27 protein-coding genes and 1 pseudogene are annotated in these 26,657 nt (G+C 73.2%); 11 read left to right on the forward strand and 17 right to left on the reverse strand.

The features are described from left to right. The first annotated feature begins 10 nt into the window (after positions 1-10). Positions 11-667 carry an MBL fold metallo-hydrolase gene (locus ACF061_RS00135; protein ID WP_392264483.1) on the forward strand — a complete coding sequence of 219 codons (657 nt, stop codon included), beginning with the start codon at positions 11-13 and terminating at the stop codon, positions 665-667. Between the two features lie 353 nt (positions 668-1,020). Here ACF061_RS00135 and aroQ read toward each other — a convergent pair whose 3' ends face one another. The 7 genes from aroQ to ACF061_RS00170 all read right to left on the reverse strand — a co-directional run bounded on the left by aroQ (position 1,021) and on the right by ACF061_RS00170 (position 10,119). After that, on the reverse strand, positions 1,021-1,494 hold the full coding sequence (gene aroQ / locus ACF061_RS00140; protein WP_392264484.1) for a type II 3-dehydroquinate dehydratase: 474 nt from the start codon (positions 1,492-1,494) through the stop codon (positions 1,021-1,023). 107 nt (positions 1,495-1,601) lie between these two features. Then, entirely contained in the window at positions 1,602-2,702 is a 1,101-nt protein-coding gene (locus tag ACF061_RS00145; protein ID WP_392264485.1) for a calcium:proton antiporter, read from the reverse strand. A gap of 126 nt (positions 2,703-2,828) precedes the next feature. Next, positions 2,829-3,830 (reverse strand): TerC family protein, encoded by a 1,002-nt coding sequence (locus tag ACF061_RS00150; RefSeq protein WP_392264486.1) that lies wholly within the window; start codon positions 3,828-3,830, stop codon positions 2,829-2,831. A 294-nt stretch (positions 3,831-4,124) separates the two neighbouring features. Next, positions 4,125-6,185, reverse strand: a complete 2,061-nt coding sequence (locus ACF061_RS00155; protein WP_392264487.1) for a TerD family protein — start codon at positions 6,183-6,185, stop codon at positions 4,125-4,127. Positions 6,186-6,259: 74 nt separating this feature from the next. Then, positions 6,260-6,838 (reverse strand): TerD family protein, encoded by a 579-nt coding sequence (locus ACF061_RS00160; protein WP_392264488.1) that lies wholly within the window; start codon positions 6,836-6,838, stop codon positions 6,260-6,262. Between the two features lie 202 nt (positions 6,839-7,040). Then, positions 7,041-9,206 (reverse strand): excinuclease ABC subunit UvrB, encoded by a 2,166-nt coding sequence (gene uvrB, locus ACF061_RS00165; protein WP_392264489.1) that lies wholly within the window; start codon positions 9,204-9,206, stop codon positions 7,041-7,043. 40 nt (positions 9,207-9,246) lie between these two features. Next, positions 9,247-10,119: an MHYT domain-containing protein gene (locus ACF061_RS00170; protein ID WP_392264490.1), complete on the reverse strand. Its 873-nt coding sequence runs from the start codon at positions 10,117-10,119 to the stop codon at positions 9,247-9,249. 280 nt (positions 10,120-10,399) lie between these two features. On the opposite strand from ACF061_RS00170, the gene ACF061_RS00175 reads away from it, so the two are divergent. Beyond that, positions 10,400-11,272: a glycerophosphodiester phosphodiesterase gene (locus ACF061_RS00175; protein ID WP_392264491.1), complete on the forward strand. Its 873-nt coding sequence runs from the start codon at positions 10,400-10,402 to the stop codon at positions 11,270-11,272. Positions 11,273-11,350: 78 nt separating this feature from the next. Further along, positions 11,351-11,923, forward strand: coding sequence for a methylated-DNA--[protein]-cysteine S-methyltransferase (locus ACF061_RS00180; RefSeq protein ID WP_392264492.1), 573 nt, complete (start codon positions 11,351-11,353; stop codon positions 11,921-11,923). A 19-nt stretch (positions 11,924-11,942) separates the two neighbouring features. Here ACF061_RS00180 and ACF061_RS00185 read toward each other — a convergent pair whose 3' ends face one another. Further along, positions 11,943-12,371, reverse strand: a complete 429-nt coding sequence (locus ACF061_RS00185; protein WP_392264493.1) for a VOC family protein — start codon at positions 12,369-12,371, stop codon at positions 11,943-11,945. 103 nt (positions 12,372-12,474) lie between these two features. Between ACF061_RS00185 and ACF061_RS00190 the strand changes: the two genes are divergently transcribed. Both ACF061_RS00190 and ACF061_RS00195 read left to right on the forward strand, forming a co-directional pair. Continuing rightward, on the forward strand, positions 12,475-13,380 hold the full coding sequence (locus tag ACF061_RS00190; protein WP_392264494.1) for a pseudouridine-5'-phosphate glycosidase: 906 nt from the start codon (positions 12,475-12,477) through the stop codon (positions 13,378-13,380). Positions 13,381-13,400: 20 nt separating this feature from the next. Next, positions 13,401-13,682, forward strand: a pseudogene (locus tag ACF061_RS00195) (PfkB family carbohydrate kinase); the annotation flags it as partial. On the opposite strand, the gene ACF061_RS00200 reads toward ACF061_RS00195, so the two are convergent. Next, on the reverse strand, positions 13,670-14,470 hold the full coding sequence (locus tag ACF061_RS00200) for a methyltransferase domain-containing protein (RefSeq protein WP_392264495.1): 801 nt from the start codon (positions 14,468-14,470) through the stop codon (positions 13,670-13,672). The pseudogene ACF061_RS00195 and the gene ACF061_RS00200 sit on opposite strands and share 13 nt — an antisense overlap. Before the next feature lie 38 nt (positions 14,471-14,508). Continuing rightward, on the reverse strand, positions 14,509-15,141 hold the full coding sequence (locus ACF061_RS00205; protein ID WP_392264496.1) for a uridine kinase: 633 nt from the start codon (positions 15,139-15,141) through the stop codon (positions 14,509-14,511). A gap of 65 nt (positions 15,142-15,206) precedes the next feature. Between ACF061_RS00205 and ACF061_RS00210 the strand changes: the two genes are divergently transcribed. Together ACF061_RS00210 and ACF061_RS00215 are read left to right on the forward strand one after the other, a co-directional pair. Continuing rightward, the gene (locus ACF061_RS00210) at positions 15,207-15,902 is read left to right on the forward strand and encodes a DUF2293 domain-containing protein (RefSeq protein ID WP_392264497.1); all 696 of its coding nucleotides are present in this window, start codon (positions 15,207-15,209) and stop codon (positions 15,900-15,902) included. Positions 15,903-16,027: 125 nt separating this feature from the next. Beyond that, on the forward strand, positions 16,028-17,515 hold the full coding sequence (locus ACF061_RS00215) for a glutamate synthase subunit beta (protein ID WP_392264498.1): 1,488 nt from the start codon (positions 16,028-16,030) through the stop codon (positions 17,513-17,515). Positions 17,516-17,768: 253 nt separating this feature from the next. Here the strand turns inward: ACF061_RS00215 and ACF061_RS00220 are convergent, their stop codons facing one another. Continuing rightward, a complete protein-coding gene (locus tag ACF061_RS00220) occupies positions 17,769-18,044 on the reverse strand; it encodes a DUF397 domain-containing protein (RefSeq protein ID WP_392264499.1) in 276 nt (91 codons plus the stop codon). Then, entirely contained in the window at positions 18,045-18,905 is an 861-nt protein-coding gene (locus ACF061_RS00225; protein WP_392264500.1) for a helix-turn-helix domain-containing protein, read from the reverse strand. Between the two features lie 205 nt (positions 18,906-19,110). Between ACF061_RS00225 and ACF061_RS00230 the strand changes: the two genes are divergently transcribed. The 3 genes from ACF061_RS00230 (at position 19,111) to ACF061_RS00240 (ending at position 22,550) form a co-directional block, all read left to right on the forward strand. Then, positions 19,111-19,800 carry an ATP-binding protein gene (locus tag ACF061_RS00230; RefSeq protein WP_392264501.1) on the forward strand — a complete coding sequence of 230 codons (690 nt, stop codon included), beginning with the start codon at positions 19,111-19,113 and terminating at the stop codon, positions 19,798-19,800. Then, complete coding sequence (locus tag ACF061_RS00235; RefSeq protein WP_392264502.1) at positions 19,791-20,306, forward strand: hypothetical protein; 516 nt, start codon at positions 19,791-19,793, stop codon at positions 20,304-20,306. The genes ACF061_RS00230 and ACF061_RS00235 overlap by 10 nt, the downstream gene beginning before the upstream one ends. Before the next feature lie 306 nt (positions 20,307-20,612). Then, the gene (locus ACF061_RS00240) at positions 20,613-22,550 is read left to right on the forward strand and encodes an ABC transporter ATP-binding protein (protein WP_392265358.1); all 1,938 of its coding nucleotides are present in this window, start codon (positions 20,613-20,615) and stop codon (positions 22,548-22,550) included. Positions 22,551-22,608: 58 nt separating this feature from the next. Here ACF061_RS00240 and ACF061_RS00245 read toward each other — a convergent pair whose 3' ends face one another. The 3 genes from ACF061_RS00245 to ACF061_RS00255 all read right to left on the reverse strand — a co-directional run bounded on the left by ACF061_RS00245 (position 22,609) and on the right by ACF061_RS00255 (position 24,808). Continuing rightward, a complete protein-coding gene (locus tag ACF061_RS00245; protein ID WP_392264503.1) occupies positions 22,609-22,794 on the reverse strand; it encodes a hypothetical protein in 186 nt (61 codons plus the stop codon). A 426-nt stretch (positions 22,795-23,220) separates the two neighbouring features. Continuing rightward, a complete protein-coding gene (locus ACF061_RS00250; protein ID WP_392264504.1) occupies positions 23,221-23,982 on the reverse strand; it encodes a nucleotidyltransferase domain-containing protein in 762 nt (253 codons plus the stop codon). 97 nt (positions 23,983-24,079) lie between these two features. Further along, positions 24,080-24,808, reverse strand: coding sequence for a uracil-DNA glycosylase (locus ACF061_RS00255; RefSeq protein WP_392265359.1), 729 nt, complete (start codon positions 24,806-24,808; stop codon positions 24,080-24,082). A gap of 73 nt (positions 24,809-24,881) precedes the next feature. On the opposite strand from ACF061_RS00255, the gene ACF061_RS00260 reads away from it, so the two are divergent. Further along, positions 24,882-25,436 carry an RNA-binding S4 domain-containing protein gene (locus ACF061_RS00260; RefSeq protein ID WP_392264505.1) on the forward strand — a complete coding sequence of 185 codons (555 nt, stop codon included), beginning with the start codon at positions 24,882-24,884 and terminating at the stop codon, positions 25,434-25,436. Between the two features lie 34 nt (positions 25,437-25,470). Here the strand turns inward: ACF061_RS00260 and ACF061_RS00265 are convergent, their stop codons facing one another. Further along, positions 25,471-25,878, reverse strand: a complete 408-nt coding sequence (locus ACF061_RS00265; RefSeq protein WP_392264506.1) for a DoxX family protein — start codon at positions 25,876-25,878, stop codon at positions 25,471-25,473. Between the two features lie 66 nt (positions 25,879-25,944). Next, complete coding sequence (locus ACF061_RS00270) at positions 25,945-26,625, reverse strand: class I SAM-dependent methyltransferase (protein WP_392264507.1); 681 nt, start codon at positions 26,623-26,625, stop codon at positions 25,945-25,947. Positions 26,626-26,657 lie beyond the last annotated feature (32 nt).

Here is a 26,657-nt window from a genome sequence, read left to right on the forward strand (position 1 = left end):
GCTGATCACCATGACGTACAGCGGAGAGGTGCGGGTCGGCGGCCCGGCGGACGTGCACGAGCTGAAGGACCTGATGATCACCAAGATCGCGGTCGGTCCCATGGACAACAACGCTTATCTGCTGCGCTGCCGGGCCACGGACGAGCAGTTGCTGATCGACGCGGCCAACGACGCGCACACGCTGCTCGGCTCGATCGGTGACGACGGCATCGCCTCCGTCGTCACCACCCACCGGCACGGGGACCACTGGCAGGCGCTGGCCGAGGTCGTGGCGGCCACGCGTGCGCGCACCTACGCGGGCCGGGACGACGCCGAGGGCATCCCGGTGCCGACCGATGTCCCCGTCGAGGACGGGGACACGATCCGGGTGGGGCAGGTGGAACTCACCGCCCGCCACCTCGTGGGCCACACCCCCGGCTCGATCGCCCTGGTCTACGACGACCCGCACGGGCATCCGCACGTCTTCACGGGCGACTGCCTCTTCCCCGGCGGCGTGGGCAACACGCACAAGGACCCGAAGGCCTTCGCCAGTCTGATCCACGACGTCGAGACGAAGATCTTCGACGCCCTGCCGGACGAGACCTGGGTCTACCCCGGTCACGGCAACGACACCACGCTGGGCGCCGAGCGCCCACACCTGCCGGAGTGGCACGCGCGCGGCTGGTGAGGCGCCGCACGCCCGCACCGCGGTCGAGGAGGGCACACCCCGGTACGCCCGCGCCCGAGTCGCAGGCGGTGGACCGCTCCGTGGCCGCGGCCGGTGAACCGGGGTGCGGGCGCGCGCCCTCGCACCCCGTGTGAACCCCGCGCACGCGCCGGCCGCACGCGCGCGCTCCCCGCTCGGCGCCGTGCGCGGTGAACTGGTGACAGCCCCGCGCAGGAAGACGCGGCTCCTGGGCGGCACGGGCCGCCGGCCTCATTCCCCGTCCCCGACCGGCGGCCCCGGCTCCTGCCCGCGCCCCAGCCCCAGCCCCAGCCCCAGCCCCAGCCCCAGCCGGGCACGTCCCGTCCCGGCGGGGTCTACGCGTCCGCCCGTGCCGCTCCGGCCAGCGTCGCGACCCGGTCCACCGCGAAGGCGTAGCCCTGCACCCCGCAGCCCGCGATGACGCCGTCGGCGCGCAGGGAGACGTAGGAGTGGTGGCGGAACGACTCGCGCTGGTGGACGTTGGAGATGTGGACCTCCACCACGGGCATGCCGTCGCAGGTGTTCAGCGCGTCCAGGATCGCGACGGAGGTGTGGGAGTAGGCCGCGGGGTTGATCACGATGCCGCAGTGGTGCAGCCGCGCCTCGTGGATCCAGTCGACCAGTTCCCCCTCGTGATTGGTCTGCCGGAAGTCCACGGTGCCGCCGTGCGCCGCCGCCGCCTTGACGCACAGGGCCTCGACGTCCGCGAGGGTGTCGGAGCCGTAGATCTCCGGCTGCCGCTGCCCGAGCAGGTTCAGGTTGGGGCCGTTGAGAATCATGATCGGCGCGTCGGCCGGGGTGCGGGGCACGGTTCCTCCATGTCCGTCGGACGTACGGCGGTCCGTGGAGGACCGCTGCTCGCACCCGGTCTATCACGGCTCCCGGAGGGCGAGACCCCGAACCGTGGGCTGCCGCTCTAGGGGTTGATCGCCAGCTCCAGGTAGGCCGCGAAGATCACCAGGTGGACGCCGCCCTGGAGCGGTGTGGCCCGGCCCGGCACCACGGTCAGCGAGCCGACCACCACCGTGAGCAGGAGCAGCAGCATGTGGGTGGAGCCGAGGCCGAGCACCAGCGGGCCCGGCAGCCACACGGAGGCCAGCGCGACGGCCGGGATGGTCAGGCCGATGCTGGCCATGGCGGAGCCGAGGGCGAGGTTGAAACTGGTCTGCACCCGGTCCCGCCGCGCGGAGCGCAACGCGGCGATGGTCTCGGGCAGCAGCACCAGCAGGGCGATGATCACGCCGACGACCGCGTGGTGGAGTCCGGCCGCCGCCACCCCGGACTCGATGGTCGGCGAAACCCCCTTGGCCAGGCCGACGACGCCGACCAGGGCGAGGCCGAGCAGTCCCAGGCTGGTCCAGGCCGCCCGCGCGGAGGGCCGCGCCGCGTGGTCCTCCGAGGTGATCACCTCGCCCTGCCGGGTGATCGGCAGGAAGTAGTCGCGGTGGCGCACGGTCAGGGTGGCCACGAACAGGCCGTACAGGATCAGTGAGGACAGTGCCGCGAAGGTGAGCTGCACACCGGAGAACTCCGGGCCCGGCTTGCTGGTGGTGAACGCCGGGAGCACCAGGCTGAGGGTGGCCAGGGTCGCCACGGTGCCGAGTGCGGCGATCGTGCCCTCGGCGTTGAAGACGGCGACGTTGTGACGGACCGAGGCGACGAGGAGGCACAGTCCGACCACGCCGTTGCAGGTGATCATCACCGCCGCGAAGACCGTGTCCCTGGCCAGGGTGGTGCTCTTCGCGCCGCCGTCCGCCATCAGGGTCACGATCAGCGCGACCTCGATGACGGTGACGGCGATGGCGAGGACCAGGGAGCCGAAGGGTTCGCCGACCCGGTGGGCGACCATTTCGGCGTGGTGGACCGCGGCCAGGACCGAGCCGGCGAGCACCACGGTCACCAGCGCGACGAGCCCGACAGGCAGGCCGCGCCCCCAGGTGAGGGCGAGCAGGACGACCGCGAGCACTGGCACGACGGTCGTCCACGCCTTGGTGAGCGCCCTGAGCCGCGTGATCATGCTGCGATCGTCGCAGAGGCCCGGCGGGTTCGCATTCCGGTCGCCGCCCGGGGGCGGGCCCCCGGCGCCTTCGTTCCACGGGGCCCCGCTCCGGTCGCGGCGCGGGACGGGGCTCCGTCGCGGCGGTCAGGCATCGACGCTGTCCTTCGCGACGCCGTCGCCCTGTCGTTCCGCCACCTCCTGCGCCGCCCGGTTCCTGGTGACCGTCAGGCTGGTGATCGTGGTGACGGCCAGGACCGCGCAGATCACGCCGAGGGAGACGGGGATGCTCACCTCGGGGACGTGGACGCCGGACTCGTGCAGCGCGTGCAGCACCAGCTTGACGCCGATGAAGCCGAGGATGACCGACAGGCCGTACGACAGGTGGACCAGCTTCTTCAGCAGGCCGCCGATCAGGAAGTACAGCTGCCTGAGGCCCATCAGCGCGAAGGCGTTGGCGGTGAACACGATGTACGGGTCCTGGGTCAGGCCGAAGATCGCGGGTATGGAGTCGAGGGCGAACAGCACGTCGGTGGTGCCGATGGTGAGCATCACGACCAGCATCGGCGTCATCACGCGCTTGCCGTTCTCCCGGATCCACAGCTTGGTGCCGTGGTACCGGTCGGCGACGCCGAAGCGGCGTTCGGCGGCCTTGAGCAGCTTGTTCTCCTCGAACTCCTCGTCCTCGTCGCCGGACCGGGCGTCCTGGATCAGCTTCCAGGCCGTCCAGATCAGGAAGGCGCCGAAGAGGTAGAAGACCCACGAGAAGCTGGCGAGGATCGCGGCTCCGGCGGCGATGAACACCGCCCGCAGCACCAGGGCTATGAGCACGCCGACCAGCAGCACCCGTTGCTGGTACCGCGACGGCACGGCGAACTTCGCCATGATCAGGACGAAGACGAAGAGGTTGTCGACGCTCAGCGACTTCTCGGTGATGAAGCCCGCGAAGAACTCCCCGGCCGGCCGGCCTCCGCCGAAGAGGAACAGGCCGAGGCCGAAAAGGCCGGCCAGGGTGATCCAGGCGACGGTCCAGATCCCGGCTTCCTTGACGGACACGTCGTGGGGCTTGCGCCCGATGAAGAAGTCGACCGCGATCAGGGTGGCGAGGCCGACGATGGTCAGGACCCACAGGGTCGTCGAGACTTCCACTGCTGCTCCTCCGGCAGGTGCGTACGTCATGGCAAATGTGTCAGCGTCGTCGCTGCCGGAGGTCTCTTCCACCCGGGACGGGTCGGCGCCCCGGGACCGGGGCCGATCCGGTATGGATCCGATCCGGTCCGTATTGACGGGCACGCCGCAGCAGATAGGGAGTACTCCCCTCCGTACGAAAAACAGTACCGAATCCCCAAGGATTGGTAAAGGGGAAGGCAAAGAAAGATCAAAAGTCCCTGGTCGGGGCGGCTTTACTCGTACTTGGGATGAGGTCGGCCGGAGTGTGCGCGGTCACCCGCGCCGGTCGCGGCGAGCCGCGGCGACCTGGGCGAGCACCTGCTGGAGCACCTGGCTGCCGGACGGCACCCGGGACGGCTCGTACGTCCAGGCGTGTCCGACCCACGGGTCGGCGAGGTGGTCGTCGGGGACCGGTGTCAGTCGCAGCAGCGAACGCCACAGCGGGTCGAGCAACGGACCGTAGCCGGCGGCGTCCTCCCGGTCGGCGACCATCATCAGGTGGACGCCGACGGCCGGTCCCTCGTCCGCCAGGTAACGCAGCCGGGTCACGGCACGGTCGTCGAAGCCGTGCGGGAAGTCGTTGACGATCAGCAGTTGCCCGGAGGTGTCGAAGTCGGGCGGCAGCGCGTCGGACGCTCCACCGCGCACCGCCATCTGCACCAGGTCGACCCGCTGGGTGAGCCGGTTCAGGACGTCGGTGACACCCGCGGCACCGGTCGCGGGCGGCCCCGCCAGCACGCCCGCGCGCACCAGTGGCGCGAGCGCCCGCGCGGCGGACCCGGCCGGATCGACGACGTGCAACGCGAACTCGCCCGCCGGGTACACGGCGAGCAGCCGCGCCGCGTGGACCACGGCCGCTTCCATCGCCAGACGGCGCAGCTCCCCCTCGTCGCCGAAGTCCTCGTCCCACGCCCCGGAGCCGCCGCTGTCGATCCACAGGCCGCGCTCCAGCGGCAGCCTGACCAGCATGGGAATGCGCAGGGAGGGGTCCTCGGGCAGGTGGAGGTCGCCGAGGCGGACGGCCATCGGCATCTCCATCGGCACCCGGTAGCCGTGCCAGACCGGGTTGTCCCAGCCGGCGTACGCGGGCGGCAGCGCGGGCTCGACCACCTCGGACTCCGCGGTGAGCTGGGCCAGGTCGCGGTCGAGAGCGGCTCTGGCCTGATCGACCAGCTGCGTGTGCCGGTCGCGGGCCGCCTCCCGCGCGGCGTCGCCCGGCCCGCCGATCCTGCCGCGCGGGTCGGCCAGGGCCTGGTCCAGCTCCCGCTCCAGCCGTGAGTCGGCGAAGTCCACGGCTCCGCGGTACGCGGCCATGGACCGGGCCAGGTCCTCGAACATGCCCCAGACCTGGTTGTAGAGCCGCTCCTCCATGGACCAGCCGGTCGCGTCCCCCGCGACCGGCTGCGCGGGCCGTCCGGGCGGAGCCGGGGGCGCGGCCGGCGGGGGCGGTTGCGGGGCGGTCGTACGGCGCCGCGGGTGGCTGTAGTCGATCGGCCCGCCCTCGGGCGCGGCCGGCCGGTGCCCGGCCGCGGGGTCCGGTGGCGCGGATCCGTCCGGGTACGACGGCCGCGGGGCCGCGCCGGCCGGGTACGGAGGCTGCGGGGCCGGCTGTGCGGGTCCGCCGGCCGCCTGGCCGGTGTACGCCGACCCCGCCTGCGTCTGCGGGCCGGCCGGGGCGGTCTGGGCCGGCCGCGGGGCCGCCGGGGTGGCCCGGTCGGAGGCGGGGGGCTGCGGCGAACCGTCGCCGTCACGGCCGCGGCTCGGCGGGACGGCCGCCGGGTGGGCCGGGCCCTGCGCCACCGCCTCGGCGATGGCGCTCGCCACGCGATGCGCCTCGGGGAGTCCGCGGTCGGCCAGGAGCTCGACGAGGCCGCCGGCGTAGCCCTGGCCGACGGCCCGCACCTTCCACGCGTCCTGCCTGCGGTAGAGCTCCAGGGCGATCACGGCCGACTCGGCGTCCAGGCCGGTGACGGTGTACTCGGCGAGCCGGGCGCCGGTGGGACCGGTGACTCCGACGAACGGAGCGGCGACCGCGCCGAACCGGCTCGGTCCCTGGCCGCCGGGCAGAGCGAGCAGCACGTCGACGCGGTGCACCGTCTCCGGCAGTGCGCTCAGGTCGACGGCGAGCCGGTGCTCGGCGGCGGCCCGGCGGGGGACCTGCACGCCGGGCAGGACGGGCGAGCCGGGATGGGCCACCCGGTCGGCGTCGCGTACCCTGCCGTGCTCGTCGGCGGCCGTGACGGCGGCCACGACCGGCGTGCCGGCCGAGACGCGGATGTCGAGACGCGTCTCGGAGAGCGGGTGGTTCTGCCCCCGCACCAGCTCGGCCGTCATCGCCTTCTCCCCCTGTGCCGTCTCGTGTGCCGTGTCCGCCCGCCGGTCGTCGCCGCCGGCGCGTTCCGCCGGCCCTACAGGTGCGGCAGGATCGCCGGCATCAGGTCCTGGAAGGTGCGGCCGTTGGCCGGGCTGCCGAGGGCCGTCATGGTCCAGCCGGTCCCCGCCCGGTGCACCTTCGCCATCACCTGGGCGGTGTAGTTGCCGCCGCCGGCCAGGGTGTAGCGGGCGAGTTCCTGGCCGTTGGTCTCGTCGACCAGGCGGCAGAAGGCGTTCTGGACCTCCTGGAACGTCTGGCCCGTGAAGGAGTTCACGGTGAAGACGATCTGGTCGATGTGGACCGGGACGCGCTGCAGGTCCACGAGGATGGCCTCGTCGTCGCCGCCCTGGCCGGCACCGCCGACCAGGTTGTCCCCGGTGTGGCGCACGGAACCGTCGTCGCTCACCAGATGGCGGAAGAAGACGACGTCGACCGGCTGCTTGTCGGCGAAGAGCACCGCGGAGGCGTCGAGGTCGATCTCCCGCGTACGCGAGCCGAACAGGCCGCGGCGCGGGGCCGCCTGCCAGCCGAGACCCATACGGACCGCGCTCAGGCTGCCCCCGTCGTTCTTCTGCAGACTGATGGCCTGACCCTTGGTCATGTTGACGGTCACGGCTGCTTCCCCTCTCGTGCTTCTCCCCTGTTGCCGCGCATCGCGCGGTTGACCAGAACCCTACGCAGAGGCCCCCGTTCCGCCGGGCACCGGTCCGCACTTTGTGTCGGTCTTGCAACACAGCGCCTGCGGAGACGGGCCCGGGGACGACGGCGCGTGCGGGGGCGCCCGGTTCCGGCCGGCCCGGGCTCCCCCGACGGAATCAGGCCAGGCCGGCCTCCCGCATCTGGCGCAGTTCCTTCTTCATCTCCGAGATTTCGTCGCGCAGCCGGGCCGCGACCTCGAACTGGAGCTCGGCCGCGGCGGCGCGCATCCGCTCGGTCATCTGCTCGATCTGCTCGGCGAGCTGGGCCGCCGGGCGGTCGGTGGGCACCGTCTCCGCCGCCTTGCCCCTGGCCGACTTCGCGGACTTGGCGGACTGCCCCGCCTTGGCGCCCTTGACCGCGTGGTCACCGAGCGAGGGCACCGGGGCCTTGGCGCCCTTGCCGTCCTTGCCCTTGCGGTAGCCGGTGCCGAGCAGCTGCTCGGTGTCGACCTCCTCGCGGGCGATCTGCGCGACGATGTCGTTGATCTTCTTGCGCAGCGGCTGCGGGTCGATCCCGTTCGCCTTGTTGTAGGCGATCTGCTTCTCCCGGCGGCGGTTGGTCTCGTCGATGGCCTTCGCCATCGCCGGGGTGATCTTGTCGGCGTACATGTGGACCTGGCCGGAGACGTTGCGCGCCGCGCGGCCGATGGTCTGGATGAGCGAGGTGCCCGAGCGCAGGAAGCCCTCCTTGTCGGCGTCGAGGATGGCCACCAGGGACACCTCGGGCAGGTCGAGGCCCTCGCGGAGCAGGTTGATGCCGACCAGCACGTCGTACTCGCCGGAGCGCAGCTCGCGCAGCAGCTCGATGCGGCGCAGCGTGTCGACGTCGCTGTGCAGGTAGCGCACCTGGATGCCCAGTTCCAGGAAGTAGTCCGTGAGGTCCTCGGCCATCTTCTTGGTGAGCGTGGTGACCAGGACGCGCTCGTCCTTCTCGACACGGCCCCGGATCTCGTGCACCAGGTCGTCGATCTGCCCCTCGGTGGGCTTGACCACGACCTCCGGGTCGACGAGGCCGGTGGGACGGATGATCTGCTCGACCTGGCCGTCGGAGCGGGACAGCTCGTACTGCCCGGGGGTGGCCGACAGGTACACCGTCTGGCCGATGCGCTCCTGGAACTCCTCCCACTTCAGCGGGCGGTTGTCCAGGGCGGAGGGCAGCCGGAAGCCGTGGTCCACCAGGGTGCGCTTGCGGGAGGCGTCGCCCTCGTACATCGCTCCGATCTGGGGGACCGTGACGTGCGACTCGTCGATGACGAGCAGGAAGTCGTCCGGGAAGTAGTCGAGCAGGGTGTTGGGCGGGGTGCCGGGGGCGCGGTCGTCGAAGTGCATCGAGTAGTTCTCCACGCCGGAACAGGTGCCGATCTGGCGGAGCATCTCGATGTCGTAGGTGGTGCGCATCCGCAGCCGCTGGGCCTCCAGCAGCTTGCCCTGCTTCTCCAGTTCGGCCAGGCGCTCCTTGAGCTCCTCCTCGATGCCCCGGACCGCCCGCTCCATGCGCTCGGGGCCGGCGACGTAGTGCGAGGCCGGGAAGACGTACAGCTGCTGGTCGTCGCTGATGATCTCGCCGGTGAGCGGGTGCAGGGTGGACAGCGCCTCGATCTCGTCACCGAACATCTCGATGCGGACGGCCAGCTCCTCGTAGACCGGGAAGATCTCGATGGTGTCGCCGCGCACCCGGAAGGTGCCCCGGCTGAAGGCCATGTCGTTGCGCGTGTACTGGATGTCGACGAAACGGCGCAGCAGCTCGTCGCGGTCGAGTTCGTCACCGACCCTGAGGGGGACCATGCGGTCGACGTACTCCTGCGGTGTGCCCAGGCCGTAGATGCAGGAGACGGAGGCGACCACGACGACGTCCCGGCGGGTGAGCAGCGAGTTGGTCGCGGAGTGGCGCAGCCGCTCGACCTCCTCGTTGATCGAGGAGTCCTTCTCGATGTAGGTGTCCGACTGCGGGACGTAGGCCTCGGGCTGGTAGTAGTCGTAGTACGAGACGAAGTACTCGACGGCGTTGTTGGGCAGCAGCTCGCGGAACTCGTTCGCCAGCTGGGCGGCCAGGGTCTTGTTCGGCGCCATGACGAGCGTCGGGCGCTGGAGCTTCTCGATCATCCACGCGGTGGTGGCGGACTTGCCGGTGCCGGTGGCGCCGAGCAGGACGACGTCCTTCTCGCCTGCCTGGACGCGCCGGGCGAGCTCGGCGATGGCCTGCGGCTGGTCGCCGCTGGGCTGGTAGGGGCTGACGACCTCGAAGGGCGCCACCGTGCGTTCGATCTGGGAAACGGGCCGCATGTCATCCACCGTACGACCCGCCACCGACAACGGGCCCCGGTCAGCGGTTCTGGGGGGTGCGCGAGGGGTGCGCGGCGCGCCGGACCGGGATGCGGGCGGGGTCCGGGCGCCCGGCGGAGTACGGGACGAGTTCGCGCGCGGGCACGCCCGGCTTGCGCTCCACCGGGGTCCAGTCGGCCCTGCTCATGACCATCAGCGGGTCGAACATCACGACGACGCCGGCCAGGAGCAGGAAGGCGAGCGGGCCGATCAGCATGGGCGCGAGGAGGGCGGCGGGGGCCTCCCCGGCGACGGGGTCGCCGCCGGCGTCGTGCAGGTGGACGCTGAGGGCGGCCATGCCCATGTAGTGCATGCCGCTGACGGCGAGCCCCATGACGAGGCTGGCTCCGACGCTCCACAGCAGTCCCCTGACCTGTCCGGCCGCCCACAGCGCGGCGGTGGCGGCGACGACGGCTATGACGACGGAGGCGGAGACGGTGAGGACGTTGTACTCGAAGACGCCGTCGAACTGCATGCCGGCCATGCCCAGGTAGTGCATGGAGGCGACGCCGAGCCCGGTGATCGTCCCCCCGGTGAACAGCGCCGACCCGTTCGCGCCCTTGTAGCCGACGATGAATATCCCGACGCCGACCATGACGATGGCGACGACCAGACTGGCGTAGGTCGTCGGCCGGTCGTAGTGGATCGGCGCTCCTTCGACGCTGAAGCCGGTCATCGCCACGAAGTGCATGGTCCAGATGCCCGAGCCGATCGCCGCGGAGGCGAGGGCCAGCCAGCCCGGGCGCCAGGAGCGCGCGACGAGGGCGCGGGTGGTGCAGCGCAGTCCCAGGGCCCCGCCCAGGCAGGCCATGAGATAGGCCACCAGCGGGGTGACCAGCCCGTAGCTGAATCCGTCGACCGTGCCGTCGTGCATGCGCGGTTGCCTTTCCGCCCTGTTGAATCGCGATGAGGTGAATCCGCCCCCGCTTCCCGACCGTCCCCACGGTCGGGGTTGACGCAGAGAGTATGACCCCCACCGGATCGGCCGAACGATTTTCCGGCAAAGAAACACGACCTTGCCGCAGATGTGCGGCAGCGGTGAGCGGTCGGCGACCACTCCCTCGATCAAGTGGCCTCTCCGCACCCGGCCCGCGCCGGTGACCGCGTGCTGTCACGCTTGTGCTGTCCGTGATCGCACGACGCGAGGAGTACGCATGCACGCGCGCGTAGTCGCCGCCACGACGGCCGCCCTCCTGGGAGCCATGACGCTGTCGCCCGCCTCCCAGGTCCGGGCGGCGGGGGCCGCGCGGCAGCCCGTGATCGTCGCCCACCGGGGCGCTTCCGCCTACGCCCCGGAGAACACGCTGCCCGCGATCGACAAGGCGGCGGAGCTGGGCTTCCGCTGGGTGGAGAACGACGTGCAGCGCACCAAGGACGGCGAGCTGGTGGTCCTGCACGACGACAGCCTGCGGCGGACCACCGACGCCGCCCGGGTCTTCCCGGACCGGGCGCCCTGGAAGGTGAAGGACTTCACCGCCGCCGAGATCGCCCGTCTGGACGCGGGCAGCTGGTTCTCCCCCACGTACGCGGGCACGCGCGTGCCGACGCTGGAGCAGTACATGCGCCGGGTGGAGCGCGACCGCGAGAGCCTGCTCCTGGAGGTCAAGAATCCCGAACTGTATCCGGGCATCGAACAGCAGACCCTCAAGGTGCTGGGCGAGGAGGGCTGGCTGGACCACCGGCACCTGGCGGGCCGGCTGATCGTGCAGAGCTTCAGCGCCGCCAGCGTGCGGACCGTGCACGACCTCGCTCCCGCCGTCACGACCGCCCTCCTGGGCCGGCCGGACACGGCCGACCTGGACCGGTACGCCGGCTTCACGGATTCGATCAACCCGTCCTACGGGACGCTCGACGCCGACTACGTCTCCGCCGTGCACGCGCTCACCGGGCCGCACGGCGACCCGGTCAAGGTCTTCACGTGGACGGTGGACGACGCGGTCCGGGCCCGGACCGCCGCCGGATACGGCGTGGACGGCCTCATCACCGACAGACCGGATGTGGTGCGGGCCGCCCTGGAGGGCCCGTGACCCCTCTCGGCGGTGCCCGCGACGGAGCGGAAGCGCAGGTAGCGGGGCGTTGTCAGTGGAGGGTCGTACGGTAGCGGCATGGACAGCCTGGACAGTCACGAGCGAGCCGGGAACAGCGGGCGGCAGGTCGTGTGGACGGTGGCCGACACCGGCATCGGCCCACTGCTGCTGGCGGCGACCGACGACGGCCTGGTCAATGTCGTGTTTCATGCCACCGGCACGGTGCGGGAGCGGACGCTCGACCGGCTGGCGTCACGGCTGGGCGCCGAGCCGGTCGAGGCGCCCGGCTCGGCGCTGCTGGCGGAGGCGATACGCCAGCTGGAGGCGTACTTCGCGGGCGAGCGGCAGGACTTCGAGCTGCCCCTGGACTGGTCCCTGATATCGGGCTTCAACCGGCGGGTGCTGCGCGAACTGGCGTCGGGTGTCCCGTACGGCACGGTCGTGGGCTACGGCGATCTGGCCGGGCGGGTCGGTCAGCCCGGGGCGGCCCAGGCGGTGGGCGCGGCGATGGGCGCCAATCCGCTGCCGGTGGTGGTCCCGTGCCACCGGGTCGTGGAGAGCGACGGGGGCATCGGCGGTTTCGGCGGGGGCCTGGAGACCAAACGCACCCTGCTCGCACTCGAAGGGGTGCTTCCCGAGCCGCTGTTCTGACCGCACCGCACGCGAGGAGCTAGTCGTAGTGCCGGGCCTCGAAGACGTTGCCGTCCGGGTCGCGGAAGTAGAAGCTGCGCTTGGCGTTGCCGCGGGCTCCTGAGGAGTCGTAGGAGAGTTCGGAGACGGGGACGTCGTTCTCCTCCAGGCGGGTGCGCAGCCTGTCGAAGGCGGCGGCGGGCAGGGACAGGCAGACGTGGTTCACCGGGTGGCCCGCGCTGCCCGAGGCGCCGGGGAGCATGTTCATGCGCGGGGCGAGGTCCAGCGGGGCGAGGTCGAGGATCGTCTCGTCGTTGACCCGTACGGAGGGGAAGGACACCTCGCCCGCGGTGAACTCGTCGACGTTGATCGGTTCCAGGCCGACCGCCCGATCGTGGAAGCGGGCCGCGGCGGCGGGGTCCCGCACCCACAGGACGACGTGGTCGAGGCGTGTCGTGTTGTCCGTCATGCGTCCAGGCTGGTGTTGTGTTCGCCCGGGCCGCAAGGGTTTGACCGGGTCCGCGGCCCGCCAGAGATGAGGAGGGAGGAGCCGACCGAGGGGAGGCAGGCACGTGCTGGTGGTGTCCGAAGAGGTGCGGGAGGCGCTCGCCGCGCGCCGCCCGGTGGTGTCCCTGGAGTCCACGATCATCGCCCACGGGCTGCCGCGTCCGCGCAATCTCCAGGTGGCGCTGGAGCTGGAGGACACGGTGCGGGAGGAGGGCGCCGTACCGGCCACGATCGCCGTGCTGGACGGACGGCCCCATGTGGGCCTGGACAAGGGGCAGCTGGAGCGGGTCGCGAACGAGGAGGGGATCCGCAAGCTGGGCCACCGCGACCTGCCGCTCGCCGTGGCCGCTGGGGTGAGCGGGGCGACCACGGTGTCGGCGACGGCCTGCCTGGCCGCGCCGGCGGGCATCCGGGTGTTCGCCACGGGCGGGCTGGGCGGGGTGCACCGGCAGTGGACGGTCACCCAGGACGAGTCCGCCGACCTCGCACTGCTGGCGCGTACCCGGATCACCGTGGTGTGCGCCGGGGTGAAATCGGTCCTGGACGTGCCTGCCACCCTGCAACGGCTGGAGACGCTGGGGGTCGCGGTGGCCGGGTACGGCACGGACCGCTTCCCCGGCTTCTACCTCAGCGACTCGGGCCATCCGGTGGACTGGACGCTCGGAACGCCCGAGGAGGTGGCCGAGGTGATGCGGGCGCAGAACGCGTTGCGCGCACCGGAGTCGGCGCTGATCGTCGCCAATCCGGTGCCCCGGGAGGAGCAACTGGACCCGGAGCTGCACGCGCGCGTGCTCACCGAGGCGCTGCGCGCGTGCGAGGAGCGGGGGGTCACGGGGCAGGCGGTCACCCCGTTCCTGCTCGACCACCTGGTACGCGGCACGGACGGCGCCTCGCTGCGCGCCAACCTGGCCGCCGTGCGCGGCAACGTCCGGCTGGCGGCGCGCATCGCGACGGCCTGGACCCGCGTGTGACACCGGACGACACGACCAGCGCGGACGCGGCGGCCAAGCTCAGCCGCCACGTCCCGCTGGTGGTGGCCAAGCAGGGCGCCGAGGGGGCGCTGGTGGCCCGTTCGGGCGCCGTGTGCGCCCGGGTGCCCGCCGTCCCCGCCGCGCCCCGGGACACCACGGGTGCCGGTGACGCGTTCACGGGGGCGTTCCTCGCCGCGCTGCTCGGCGGCGCCGACGCCGGGAGCGCGGCGGCGCGGGGCTGCCGGGCGGGTGCGCTGGCCGTGGCCCGGGTGGGAGCGAGACCTCCGCGTCAGGCCTTGTAGCCCCAGGCCGAGATCATCGGCGCCGTGGCCAGGTCCATGGAGCCGGAGGCCACATTGGCCAGGTGGCGGTCGATCTCCTCGTCGGTGGCCAGTCCCGCGCCGACGAGCCGGTCGCGGATGTGACGGACCGTGGCGGATTCCAGGGCGGTGCAGGCCGCCGAGGCGACCGGGAAGTACGCGTCGGCCTCGACCCGGCGCAGCCCCGCCTCGCGCAGCAGCCTCGGGAGTCTGCGCCCGTAGGACAGGTCGGCCCCGCGGTCGGCGAGGAGCCGGCGGAAGCCGCGCCGCAGCCGGTTGGCCAGTTCCTCGGCCGGCCCGTGTTCGTCGGGGCAGAGCAGCGGCTGCAGTGCGGGGTCGGCGTCCTCGATCAGCAGCCGGCCACCGGGGCGCAGCGCCTCGATCATGGACCGCAGCGCCCGGTCCCGGTCCGGTACGTGGACCAGGACGAGCCGGGCGTGCACCAGGTCGAAGTCCGCCCCCGGCGGCTCCTCGGCGCCCACGTCGTGGACCCGCACCTCGACCGGCGGGCGGCCCGCCGGGGCGACCCGCGAGGTGTCGATGTCGGTGGCGACGACCCGGCCGGTGGGACCGACCCGCTCGGCCAGCCAGGAGACGACCGACGTACCGCCGGCGCCGACCTCCCAGCACCGCCCGCCGCGCTCCACGCCGAGCCTCTCCAGGTGCCGGAAGGTCGTGGGGTCGAAGAGCCGGGTGAAGGCGTCGAAGCGCTCGCCGGCCTCGTCGCGCCGGTTGTCGAGCAGGTATCCCTCGTCGTCGCCGTGTGTCATGCCGCGATCATCACGCACTTCGCGGGCCGTTCCGTGTCTCAGCCGCGCCAGGCCGGGTGGCGCGGGTCGTCGGCGCGGACCAGCACGTCCGCCGTGCCGGCCGGGTCGGCCTCCGCCTCGTAGCGTTCGAAGGCGGGCAGCGTCCAGTGGTCCTCCTCGGGGGTGCGCCGGCGCAGCGCGCCCGGGGAGAGCATGAGGTGGACGCTCAGGTCGAAGGGGAACCAGTGCCGCAGCAGGAGGGGGCCGTGCAGCAACAGCAGCCCGCCGGGCGGGAGCCGGACGCGGGGACTGCGGGTCGCGCGGTCCGTGGCGGGGTCTCGCAGGTCGGGCAGGACGCGGCCGTCGCCCCCGGGTTCGAGCGGCCCGAAGACCTCCCGCCACAGGGCGCCGGTGTCGAGCCAGCCGTCGTAGTACGACTCCACGTCCCGGTGGCCGTGTTCCAGCCGCAGGGACGCCGGGCGCAGGAAGCCCTCGGCGCCGACGACCAGCGAGGGGCGGCCGAGCGGGCGCAGCGCCTGCGAGACGCGCTCGGCCAGGTCGCCCGGCCGGGCGGCGGGGGCGCCGTCGAAGGCGACGCGCGGCCAGGGGCCGGCGTCGCCCGGTTCCAGATCGAGCAGTCGTTCGGCCAGCAGGTCGCCGAGCCGTTCCCAGGTGATCGCTTCGAGTCGCACACGGCCATGATGCGCCCGGCCGGGTCACGGGTGCCGCAGGGGGCCGGAGCGGGCATGTACCTCCTATGGCCCGCCTCCCAACTCCCCCATTCCGCTTCGGGCTCGTCGTCGTCCAGCCGCTCCGGGGCAAGCGCTGCGCCCAGTGCCGCCGCGGACCGCTGCCCATGATCGTCCTGGAGGAGGGGGCACCCCGCTGTCTGGTCTGCGCCGACCTCGGGCACCTGGTGTTCCTGCCGCGCGGCGACACGGCGCTGACCCGCAGGGCGCGCGAGGAGAGCGGACTGTCCGCGGTGGTCGTGCGGTTCAACCGGCGCAAGGCGCGCTACGAGCGGCAGGGCGTACTCGTCGAGGAGGCGGCCCTCGCCCGGGCCGAGCGGCGGTGTCTGGCGGACGCCGAGGCGCGGCGCCGCCGCCGGGCCCGGGACGCGCGGCGGCGGGCGGCTCAGGACGTGCGGTTCACGGCCGCGTTCGCGGCGGAGATCCTCCGGCTGTTCCCGGGGTGCCCGCCCGGCCGGGCCCGCGAGATCGCCGCCCATGCCTCGGTGCGCGGCAGCGGGCGGGTCGGGCGCAGCGCGGCGGGACGGGCGCTGGCCGAGGGGGCGGTCGTCCCGGCCGTGCGGGCCTCCGTACGGCACCTGGACACGCCGTACGACCGTCTGCTGATGGACGGCGTGGTCCGGCACGAGGCCCGGCGGCGGACAGCGACGGACGTGGACTCCGTGCTCCGCGGGTGGCGTGCGCCGGACGGTGCCGGGGGCTGACGGCCGGGCCTCCCGCGCGCTCTGCGGGTGCGGCCCGGCGGACGTATCGTGACCGCAAGGCCCGAGGACGCGCAGCCGTCGTCCGCCCGTCATTCAGCCCGTGTGCGCACGCAAGGGGGACGGCCATGGCCGATCCCAAGGGATTCCTGTCCACGCCCCGCCGGGAGTGGCCCCGCAGGCCGGTGGAGGAGCGGGTCCGGGACTGGGACGAGATCTGTGTTCCGGGTGCGTTGCTGCCGATCATCGCCAAGCAGGCGGACCGCTGCATGGACTGCGGCGTCCCGTTCTGTCACGACGCCTGTCCGCTGGGCAATCTGATCCCGGAGTGGAACGACCTGGTCTCCCGGGAGGACTGGCGGGCGGCGAGCGACCGGTTGCACGCCACGAACAACTTCCCCGAGTTCACCGGCCGGTTGTGTCCGGCACCGTGCGAGGCGGGGTGCGTGCTGGCGATCAACCAGCCGGCCGTCACGATCAAGAACGTGGAGTGTGCCATCGCCGACCGGGCCTGGGAGGAGGGCTTCACCGCGCCGCGGCCGCCGGACCGGCTGTCGGGACGGACCGTCGCGGTGATCGGTTCGGGGCCGGCCGGCCTCGCCGCGGCCCAGCAGCTGACCCGCGCTGGGCACACGGTCGCCGTGTTCGAGAAGGACGACCGGCCCGGCGGCCTGATGCGGTACGGCATCCCGGAGTTCAAGATGGAGAAGCGCCGTCTGGAGCGGCGGCTGGAACAGATGCGCATGGAGGGGACCAGGTTCCGCACCGGCACGACGGTCGGGCGGGACGTCGCGGCGACGGAACTGCGGGCGCGCTACGACGCGGTGGTGATCGCCACGGGGGCAACGGCCTGGCGCGAGCTCGACGTGCCGGGGCGTGGGCTGGCCGGTGTCCATCAGGCGATGGAGTACCTGCCGCACGCCAACCGGGTGTGCGAGGGGGACGTCGAGGTCTCGCCGCTGTCGGCGGCGGGCCTGCACGTGGTCGTGGTGGGCGGCGGCGACACGGGGGCCGACTGTCTGGGCACCGCCGTGCGTGAGGGCGCCGCCTCCGTGACCCAGCTGGACATCTACGCCCGGCCCGGCACGGAGCGTGACGAGGACGCGGAGCCGTGGCCGACCTACCCGAAGATCTACCGGCTCTCGGGCGCGCACCAGGAGGCCGGGGAGCTGCGGACCGCGCCCGTCGCGGACGCGGACGCACGCCTGTTCGCCGCGTCGACGCTGCGGTTCACCGGTGACGCGGACGGGCACGTGCGTGAGCTGCACCTGGTCGAGGTGGACGCGCGGCGGCGTCCCCTGCCCGGCACCGGACGGACGCTCCCGGCCGGCCTGGTGCTGCTCGCGCTCGGCTTCTCGGGGCCGAGCCGGGAGGACGGCCTCATCGACCAACTGGGACTCGAACTGGCGCCGCGCGGCACGATCGTGCGCGATCCCGGCTTCGCGACCGGCGTCCCCGGCGTGTTCGTGGCCGGGGACGCCGCGCGCGGGCAGTCGCTCATCGTGTGGGCGATCGCGGAGGGACGCGCGGTGGCGGCGGCGGTCGACCGGTACCTGACGGGCAGTTCACGACTGCCCGCCCCGATCGGACCGTACGACCGTCCGATGACCGCGTAGTCACGCCGCCCGGTGAGACCGCCGACCGTTCCCGGCCCGGCACGGTGCCGCGCGGCAGGGCCGGGAGTGTGCCGGCCCCTCTCCTCGTCGCCGGCGATCGTCCTTGCCTCCAGGGTGTCGGTCGTGGGTGCGGGTGGGACGCGGTCTGCCGGTGTGCGAGCGATGGATGTCGGAAGAGGGAGGGGGCGTCGAGTCGGAAGTGTTCAAGTTGGTGCCAAGGCTTAGGAATTGAGCAAACAAAAGGCCGCGCCGGTCAGGAGAGAAGGAAATCGGCCTCCCCGGCCTTGGCCCCCTCGATGAAGGCGGTCATCTCGTCCGTGGTGTAGATGAGGGCCGGCCCGTCCGGGTCGGTGGACTGGCGCACCGCTATGCGGCCGTCGGCCAGCTTCATCGCCTCCAGGCAGTTACCGCCGTTGCCGCCGCTCCAGGGCTTGTGCCAGCCATCGCTGCCCAGGTCACGGGCGGGCATGCCGTTGTAGATCCGCCCGCCGCCGATCCGCGGCCTGGGCTGGGATGTCCTGCGATCCATTCACAACTCCTTGCGGAGATCCCGGAGGATCTCCTTCGTGCGATGTGCCGTGGCGGCCTGCGCCGCCATGCGGTCCATGACCTCGAGGTGGGTCGCCACCTCGCTGCGCGCGTCCAGGTAGACGGCGCCGGTCAGGTACTCGCTGTAGACCATGTCCGGCAGTTCCGGCATGGCGAATCGGAACAGCACGAAGGGCCCGTACGTGCCCGGGTGCGGCCCCGAGGAGAACGGGGCGACCTGGAGCGTCACGTTGGGCAGCTTCGTGGCGTCGAGCAACTTGTCGATCTGGGCACGCATCACCTCCGGGCCGCCGACCGGGCGGCGCAGCGCGGTCTCGTCCAGCACCGCCCAGAACCTGGGCGCGTCGGGGCGGCTGAGCAGGTCCTGACGCTGCATGCGCAGCGCGACATGGCGTTCGATGTCCTCGGGGCTGGTCTGGCCGATCGCCCCCGACCTGAGCACCCCGCGCGCGTAGTCCTCGGTCTGCAGCAGGCCGGGCACGAAGTGGGGTTCGTAGGACCGGATGAGGGAGGCGGCGCCCTCCAGGCTGACGTACATGGAGAACCAGCCCGGCAGGATGTCGTGGAACCGCTGCCACCAGCCGGGCCGGTTGGCGTCCTCGGCGAGCCGTACGAAGGCCTCGGCCTCGTCGTCGCAGACGCCGTACGCCTTCAGCAGGACTTGCAGGTAAGGGATCTTGAGGGCGACCTCGGCCGTCTCCATACGGCGGATCGTGGCGGGGGCGACCCGCAGGACGCGGGCCGCCTCCTCGCGCTTCAGCCCCGCGCGTTCCCGCAGGTCGAGCAGGCGCCGGCCGAGCACGACCTGCCCGACGGTCGGCGCGGACCGCGGTTCGCTCACGCTCCACCTCCACCACCGCCGAAGAGTCCTGACAGCCCTGCGGCGCCATTCGAAGATCTATTCGAAGACCCGTGGATCCCCGCCGATCCCAACTGGCGCCGCGCTACGTGCTGTTACGAGCAGTGTGCCATGGCCCCTCACCGCGTCATACAGCACTCTGCATTTTTCAGAGTGACTCTTGCCAAGTGTTCATGGCGGGGAGATAGTGGCAAGCGTGATTCCGTCCTCGCCCTTAGGAACAGTCGCCGCCGCGGGCCTCCTCGACCCCGGCGCCCCCACGGCAACGGGCCCCGACGCAGCCGGCGCCCAGCGCCGGTTCCGCTTCGAGCTGGCCGCCCACCCGGGTTCACCGGCCCAGGCCAGACGCCTGACCAGGGCCCGGCTGACCGGCTGGTCCGTGTGCGAGGACACCTGTGACACCGCGGCCCTGGTCGTCTCCGAGCTGGTCACCAACGCCATCGTGCACACGGCCAGCAGCCATGTGGTCTGCGAGCTGTCCGACGGCGCCGGCCTGGTGCGCATAGCCGTGCGCGACGAGGGCTGCGCGCCGGGCGAGCCGCACCCCTCCCCGCAGCGTCCGGAGGAGGAGCACGGGAGGGGGCTGCTCCTCGTCGAGGCGCTGTGCCTCGCCTGGGGCACCCAGGAGCACGGCCCGGGGCTGGTGGTGTGGGTGGAACTGCCGCGCACGGCCGCGCCCGCGGCGCAGGAGACGTACGAGGCCCGGCCCGCGGACAACGGCGAGGCACGGTGCGACCTCGGCTGGGGCGCGCCCAGGCCCGCCCCGGACCACCGGCCGCACCCCGGCGGCGAGGACGCGCCGCGCGAATCCACGCCCGGGACCGCGCACGCGGCACCGCACCGAACGACACACGGAACGGGGGCCGCATGGCTGTGAGCGGTGGCTTCGGCTCGAATCGGACACTGAGCCTGGACACCCTCGTACGCCTGGGGCGCGAGACGCGCGCGCCCGGCGCACCGGACACCACCGCGCGGTCCGGCGGAGCCGGCGCGTCCGGCGCAACCGCGGCGTCCGACGCGCCCCTCCGGCTGCGGCTGCCCGAGGGCATGACGCTCCCCCTCGGCTGCGACGCGGTGGCCGTGCCCGCCCGCCTCGGCCCCGCGCTGATGCCGCGGCTGCCGCGCGTGGGCTGCGTCTACGCCGACGACACGCACTGGTGGTGGATCGTCCCGGCCGACTCCGACTACGCCCTGCGCTGGCCGGCCCCCGCGCACTACTCGGCCGGCGCGGTCCTTCCCGACGCCTCGCCCGCGAGCGGGCCCCCCGCCCTCGTCCACCGGCCCGCCGGCCCGGTGCCCTACACCCCGCCGATCCCGCTGTACCTCGCGCTGTGCCGTGTGACGGGCACGGCCCCGGCCTGGTCCCGTCCGGTCAGCGCGTGAGCACACGGGCACGCGGGCACCATGGGTACGTGAGCCGCGCACGCGCCTGAGCCGCGTGCGCACGTGAGCCGCGTGGCCACGTGGGCGACGGGCGGCCGTACGCGCCGTGCGCTTCGTCCGCCGGGTCACGCGCCCTGCCCCAGGCGGTCCCGCCCCGCGATAGTGGCCTGCATTCGCGATCGGGGGAGGCCATCGGTGAAGACGAGGCGCGGGCGGCTCGGCAGGAAGACCTCACCACAAGCACCCGCACCGGGAGCGCCCGCAGGCGGAGGGGGACCGGTCGGGGAACCCGCCGCCGGCCCCTCGATCTCCGAGTCCGAGCGTCTGCTCTTCGGCGGCCCGTTGCGCTACGACACCGGCTGGAGTCAGCACAACGACGCCTTCCTGGAGCTGAACTTCCGCGGCATGGTCCGGCGGCTGCCCGGTCTGCTGGCCGCCAGCTTCCGGCTGGCCCGGCAGGCCGACCGGCGGGCCACGAACACGGTGCTGACCGCCGAGGCGGTCCGGGGCGTGACGCAGGCGATCGGCCTGCTCGCGGTGAACAGCGTCCTCAGCCGGGTGATCGGCGGCGGCGCCCTGGCGGACCGGCTGCGCGGCGCCGTGCCCGCGCTGGTCGTCATGGCGGCGGTGACACTGCTCGGCGCGCTGCTGCGGGCCGCCTCGACGTACGCGACCGGCCGGCTGGAACCGAAGGTCGAACGGGTGGCGACCGAGCTGTACCTGGAGCGGGCGGCGGGGGTGGAACTGGCCGCGATCGAGGACCACGCCTTCCACAAACTGCTGGACACCGCGCAGTACGGCGCCTCGTCCGCGCGCCGGATGATCATGTACGGCGCGCGGGTGGTGAACGCGATGATCTCGCTGGTCGCGGCGGCGGGCGTGCTGACCGTGCTGCACCCGGTGCTGCTTCCGCTGCTGGTGACGATGACCCTGCCGAGCGCGTGGAGCGCGCTGACCAACGCCCGGCGCCGCTACGAGTCCTTCCACGTCTGGGTGCAGCACGCGCGTGCGGGACATCTGCTCAGCGGCCTGCTCACCGAGCCCGCGGCGGCCCCGGAGATCCGGGTGCACGGCGTGGGGCCGTTCCTGCTGCGCCACTACCGGCAGATGTCGGAGACCGCCGAGGCGGAGCAGGCCCGGCTGGCCCGGCTGGCGGCCCGCACGGGACTGTTCGCGGCGGCCTGGACCGGGCTGGCCACGGTGGCGACGTACGCGACGCTCGGCGGGCTGCTGCTGGCCGGGGCGATGGCGCTGTCGGTCGCCGGCACGGCGGTCATCGCGATCCGGACCGGCTCGGCGAGCCTGGACACCCTGGTCCTGGAGGTGAACCAGCTGCACGAGGAGGCGCTCTTCGTCGGCGATCTGCACCGCCTGTACGCCGAGGCGGCGAAGCGGGCTATCCCGGCCGGCGGGGAGTCGCTGCCGGAGGATCCGCGCGAGATCCGCTTCGAGCACGTCACGTTCAGCTATCCCGGCGAGGCGGGGTGCGGCACGGCGACCGCCCGCCCCGCGCTGGACGACGTGTCGCTGACCGTGCCGCTCGGCCGGATCGTGGCCCTGGTCGGCGAGAACGGTTCCGGCAAGACCACCCTGGTGAAGCTGCTGGCCGGCCTGTACACCCCGGACCGGGGCAGGATCCTGTGGGACGGCGTGGACGCGGCGCGGGCGGACCGGCACGCGCTCGCCGAGCGCATCGCGATGGTGGCGCAGGACTTCAAACGCTGGCCCTTCACCGCCCGGGTCAACGTCGCGGTCGGCCGGCCCTCGGCTCCGCTCACCGAACAGCGGCTGGCCGCTGCGGTCGCCGACGCGGGCGCGGAGGAGCTGGTCGCGGAACTGCCGCGCGGCCTGGACACGCTGCTGGCGCGCCACTTCAGCGGCGGGCACGAACTCTCCGGCGGCCAGTGGCAGCGGCTGGGCATCGCGCGGGCCGCCTACCGGCGCGGCCGGATCCTGATCGTGGACGAGCCGACGGCGGCGCTCGACGCCCGCGCCGAGCTGGAGGTGTTCGAGCGGATCCGGAAACTGGCGGACAGCGGGCAGACGGTCGTGCTGATCACCCACCGGCTGGCGTCCGTGCGCCACGCGGACCTGGTGCACGTCCTGGACCAGGGCCGGCTGGTGGAGTCCGGCCCGCCGGAGGAGCTGCTGGCCACCGGCGGCCTGTACGCGGAGCTGTACGCGCTCCAGGCGGGGCAGTTCGCGGCGAAGGTCCCGGCCCCGGCCGTACCGAAGACCGGCTGACCGCGGGGGACCTCCGGCCAAGTCGTGTTCACGTCACCCAGGAGATCCACGGCGCCGCTCAGGGGCCGGCGTCGCCGCCGCCCTCCGTTCCCCGGACGATCACCAGGAAGGTGTCCGTCGCGAGGTCCATCACGACCTCGGCGGGCAGGCCCTCCAGACGCCGCGCGTGCGCGAACTCCTCCGCCGGCCACGACCCGCGCGGCCCGCCGGCGGGAAAGCGCTCGAGCACCGTTCGCCCGTTCACCCTGCACCTCCACACAATCCCGTACTCAGAGATTCAAACGCCAAGCATGGGGTGTTCGGCCCGCTCAGTGACGCTACTGAGACGTACGCGACACGAGTTCAACGCCGAAAGTGCGTCCGACCTCACACTTCCGGCTCAGTCGATCACTTTCCGCGTCAATCGCAGTGCACTCGGTGTTCACCTTTTCGGGGTAATGCCGCTGGACGCCGCCGTCGGCCGCCACCCCCTTCCGAGGCCCGACCGGGCGCCGCGCGGGCATCGCGGTGCCCCGGGACCGGCCGACGGCCGTGGACGCCGGTGCGTCCGGTGCCGCGCGTCGAACGGCCGGGCCCGGAGCGCGACGGCCATACCGGCGTCCGAGTGCGCCCGCGCTCGCTGCCGGGCCGCCGGGCCCGCCCGCCCGAGCCGCTTGCCCGCCCCCTGCCGTCACCCGAGGGACGCCCGCAACAGCGCCTCGGCGTCGGCGCAGGCTGCGGCCAGCGCAGCGGGCTCCGGCCGCAGCCCCGCCACGATGTCGTCGACCGCGCACAGTCCCGCGCGGGCGAGGAGGCCCTTGTCATTGGTGGTCCACTCCCCGCGTGCGGCCAGGACCGCGTGGGCGGTCTGGGTAGCGGCGAGGGCGAGGGCCCCGGCGACCTGGGTGAGGGCGCCCTTGGGGGCGTGGCCGTCCTTCGCGTAGGCGAGGGTGGCGACGGCCAGGCCGTACCAGTGCCCGGGCGCGGCGCGGCGCAGGGCGGGCGGATAGGCGGCCGGGCGGGGCAGCTCACCGCGCAGCACCCGGTTGACCGCGAGCTCCGCGACGACCAGGTAACTGGGGATCCCGGCGAGGTGGAACATCAGCGGCTCCACCCGGAACCGCCCTTCCCCGGCCTGGACCCACTCGTGCTCGACGACGTCCAGGTCCCGGTAGTGCACATCGACCCGCCGCCCGTCGACGGTCAGCCACGCTCCCCCGTTGAACACGCCCCCGCCCCACTCCCCGATCCCGGAGACCTCGCCCTCCCAGCCGACGGCGCGCAGATCGGCGGGGTCGAAGCGGTGGCGGTAGTAGACGGCGAGGTCCCAGTCGCTGTCGGGACGGTGGGTGCCCCGCGCCCGGGAGCCGCCGAGGGCGACGGCCCGCACTCCGGGCAGGGCGGCGAGACGGTCGGCGATGGTGTCGAGGAAGGTCTGCTCCGGCTTCGTCATCGGTTCCTCCGGGTCGTTCCGCCCGGTTTCCCGGGAGGCCGGGACGTCGGTCCTCGGGACGGGGGCACCGTAATCGCCGTGCGGCGCCTTCGTCACCTCACTTCTCCCCGGGCCCGCCGGGCGAGTAGGCCGGAAGGTCCGCCGCCCGCGCCGCCGTGCGCAGGACGTCGCGGAGCATGCCGGGGGTGAGCCTGCCGGTGAAGGTGTTGCGCTGGCTGACGTGGAAGCAGCCGAACAGGTCGATGCCGTCGAGGGCGACGCGGGCGCCGTGGGCGAAGGCGGGGCGGGGGCGGGGCACCGCCCAGCCGGCCTCCGTGAACGCCGGCAGCGCGGCCTGCCAGCCGAAAGCGCCCAGGACGACCACCGCTTTGAGGGTGGGGCGCAGCAGGTGCAGTTCCTGGACCAGCCAGGGGCGGCAGGTGTCCCGTTCGCCGGGTGTCGGCTTGTTGGCGGGCGGGGCGCAGTGCACGGGTGAGGTGATCCGTACGCCGAACAGTTCCAGGCCGTCGTCGGCGGAGACAGCGGTGGGCTGCGAGGCGAGCCCGATGTCGTGGAGCGCCTGGTAGAGGACGTCGCCGGAACGGTCCCCGGTGAACATGCGGCCGGTGCGGTTGCCGCCGTGCGCGGCCGGGGCCAGTCCCACGATCAGCAGCCGGGCGTCCGGCGGCCCGAAGCCCGGTACCGGCCTGCCCCAGTACGTCCAGTCGGCGAACGCGGCCCGCTTGGTGCGGGCCACCTCCTCCCGCCAGGCCACCAGACGTGGGCAGGCCCGGCACTCGGTGACCCGCCGGTCGAGAGCGGCGAGGCTGCCGCCGGCCGTATCCATGTCCATGCCGTTGCCCATGGTTCCACCGTAAATTCCTCCGGCACGGGCGGTCCAAGAGGCTAAGGTCGGGGCCATGGCTTCCGAGGACGGCAGGGACCGCGAGCAGGACGGGCACGAGGGCGGCGAGGACTCCGCCGGGACGCCCTCGACCGCCACCGCCGTGGACCCGAAGGTCGCCGCTGCCATCGCCGCCGCCGAGGCGGCCGGCCCGGCGAGCGGTGAGACCGTGCGGATCGACAGCTGGATCTGGGCCGTCCGCCTGGTGAAGACCCGTTCCGTCGGCGCCACCGCCTGCCGGGGCGGCCACGTCCGGGTGAACGGTGAGCGGGTGAAGCCCGCCCACTCCGTGCGCGTCGGCGACGAGGTGCGCCTGCGGGGCGAGGGCCGGGAGCGGATCGTCGTCGTCAAGCGGCTCATCCGCAAGCGCGTCGGCGCCCCCGTGGCCGTGCAGTGCTACATCGACAACTCCCCGCCGCCCCCGCCCCGCGAGGCCGTCGCCCCCCTGGCCGTCCGCGACCGCGGCGCCGGCCGCCCCACCAAGCGCGACCGCCGCGAGCTGGAACGGCTGCGCGACATGGGTGGCCTGGACGGCCCGAGCGGCCCGGTCGGCCGGCCCCGGAGCCGCTGACCGTCCCCTGAGGCCCCCGCGCGCCGGACGGCCGTCAGGCCTGCCGGCGGACCAGCCGCAGCAGCTCCGCGTTGTGACCGCGGCGGGTCCAGGCGATGAGGGCCAGCGGCACGATCAGGACGAGCGGGGTCGCCGCGTTCTGCCCGTCGAAGGCCGTGAGCTGGACGACGAACGCGCCCACCATCAGCGCGCTCAGCGCCGTCGCCGCCACCGACTGCAGCACCGGGACCAGCAGCGCCACTCCTCCGGCCAGTTCCAGCGCGCCGATGGCGTACATGCCCGCGCTGCTCCAGCCCATCCGGTCGAAGGACTCGACCGCCGACGGATGCGCGATCAGCTTGGGCAACGCGCTCGCCAGCCCGAAGAACAGGGCGAGCAGCACCTGCACCACACGCAGGGCGCGCAGGGCGAGGGACGGGGCGGGGGCGGTGGTCTCGGACATGCGGGTCTCCTCCGGGAAGCGCTGCGCTGTGCTGTCACCGAGATGGACCGGGCCGAGCGCCGGAACTCATCGCACGGGCACCGCCCGGACCCAGATTCCGTCCTCCGTCAGATACCGGTCGACCCTCAGCCCCGCCTCCGCCAGCGCCTCCTCGAACTGCTCCCTGGTCAACGGCCGGGCCAGGAACGTCTGGGTCCAGGTGGCGTCCGGGAACTCGTACTCCGCGCGCACCGAGTTCACTCCGTCCCCGACCGGCTCGGACGACGCGATCCGCACCGTGAAGCCTTGGGGGTCGATCCGCTCGCGCGGCAGATCGGTGTGGTAGTCCGCCCCTTCCCGCTGGATCAGTACGCAGCCGTCCTCCGCGACATGCCGGGCGCAGGTGCGCAGCAGCCCTCGCCGTACCTCGACGTCGCCGGCGTGCACGAGGAAGGAGGCGAGCATCACGACGTCGAAGGTCTCCCCCAGGTCCAGGTGCTCGATCGGACCGCATATGGTCCGCGCGCCGCGCACCCGCCGCAGCATCTCCGGTGACTCGTCCACCGCCGTGACGCCGAAGCCGCGCTCCAGCAGCGGGTGGGTCACCCGGCCCACCCCGCACCCCAGCTCCAGGATGCGCGCTCCCTCGGGCACGGCCCCGGCGACGATGTCCGGCTCGTCGTCCACGGGCAGCCGGGCGTACAGCTCGACCGCGCAGCCGTCCGGCGTGATCGCCCCCGGTCCGGTTCCCTGATACCCCTGACGCATTCTCAGCTCCATGCCCGGACAACGGCCCGTGC

The sequence above is a fragment of the Streptomyces sp. NPDC015220 genome (assembly GCF_043079345.1).
Lineage (GTDB): Bacteria > Actinomycetota > Actinomycetes > Streptomycetales > Streptomycetaceae > Streptomyces.

Coding starts and splice junctions, on each gene's coding strand:
- ACF061_RS00155 (WP_392264487.1), bottom strand. CDS start 6,185: ATGACGGCCGAGCTGGTGCGGGGGCAGAACCACCCGCTCTCCGAGACG.
- ACF061_RS00215 (WP_392264498.1), top strand. CDS start 16,028: ATGGCCGATCCCAAGGGATTCCTGTCCACGCCCCGCCGGGAGTGGCCC.
- ACF061_RS00270 (WP_392264507.1), bottom strand. CDS start 26,625: ATGCGTCAGGGGTATCAGGGAACCGGACCGGGGGCGATCACGCCGGAC.
- ACF061_RS00180 (WP_392264492.1), top strand. CDS start 11,351: ATGGACAGCCTGGACAGTCACGAGCGAGCCGGGAACAGCGGGCGGCAG.
- ACF061_RS00265 (WP_392264506.1), bottom strand. CDS start 25,878: ATGTCCGAGACCACCGCCCCCGCCCCGTCCCTCGCCCTGCGCGCCCTG.
- ACF061_RS00260 (WP_392264505.1), top strand. CDS start 24,882: ATGGCTTCCGAGGACGGCAGGGACCGCGAGCAGGACGGGCACGAGGGC.
- ACF061_RS00220 (WP_392264499.1), bottom strand. CDS start 18,044: ATGGATCGCAGGACATCCCAGCCCAGGCCGCGGATCGGCGGCGGGCGG.
- ACF061_RS00170 (WP_392264490.1), bottom strand. CDS start 10,119: ATGCACGACGGCACGGTCGACGGATTCAGCTACGGGCTGGTCACCCCG.
- ACF061_RS00255 (WP_392265359.1), bottom strand. CDS start 24,808: ATGGATACGGCCGGCGGCAGCCTCGCCGCTCTCGACCGGCGGGTCACC.
- uvrB (WP_392264489.1), bottom strand. CDS start 9,206: ATGCGGCCCGTTTCCCAGATCGAACGCACGGTGGCGCCCTTCGAGGTC.
- ACF061_RS00145 (WP_392264485.1), bottom strand. CDS start 2,702: ATGATCACGCGGCTCAGGGCGCTCACCAAGGCGTGGACGACCGTCGTG.
- ACF061_RS00235 (WP_392264502.1), top strand. CDS start 19,791: ATGGCTGTGAGCGGTGGCTTCGGCTCGAATCGGACACTGAGCCTGGAC.
- ACF061_RS00175 (WP_392264491.1), top strand. CDS start 10,400: ATGCACGCGCGCGTAGTCGCCGCCACGACGGCCGCCCTCCTGGGAGCC.
- ACF061_RS00200 (WP_392264495.1), bottom strand. CDS start 14,470: ATGACACACGGCGACGACGAGGGATACCTGCTCGACAACCGGCGCGAC.
- ACF061_RS00250 (WP_392264504.1), bottom strand. CDS start 23,982: ATGACGAAGCCGGAGCAGACCTTCCTCGACACCATCGCCGACCGTCTC.
- ACF061_RS00210 (WP_392264497.1), top strand. CDS start 15,207: ATGGCCCGCCTCCCAACTCCCCCATTCCGCTTCGGGCTCGTCGTCGTC.
- ACF061_RS00135 (WP_392264483.1), top strand. CDS start 11: ATGACGTACAGCGGAGAGGTGCGGGTCGGCGGCCCGGCGGACGTGCAC.
- ACF061_RS00185 (WP_392264493.1), bottom strand. CDS start 12,371: ATGACGGACAACACGACACGCCTCGACCACGTCGTCCTGTGGGTGCGG.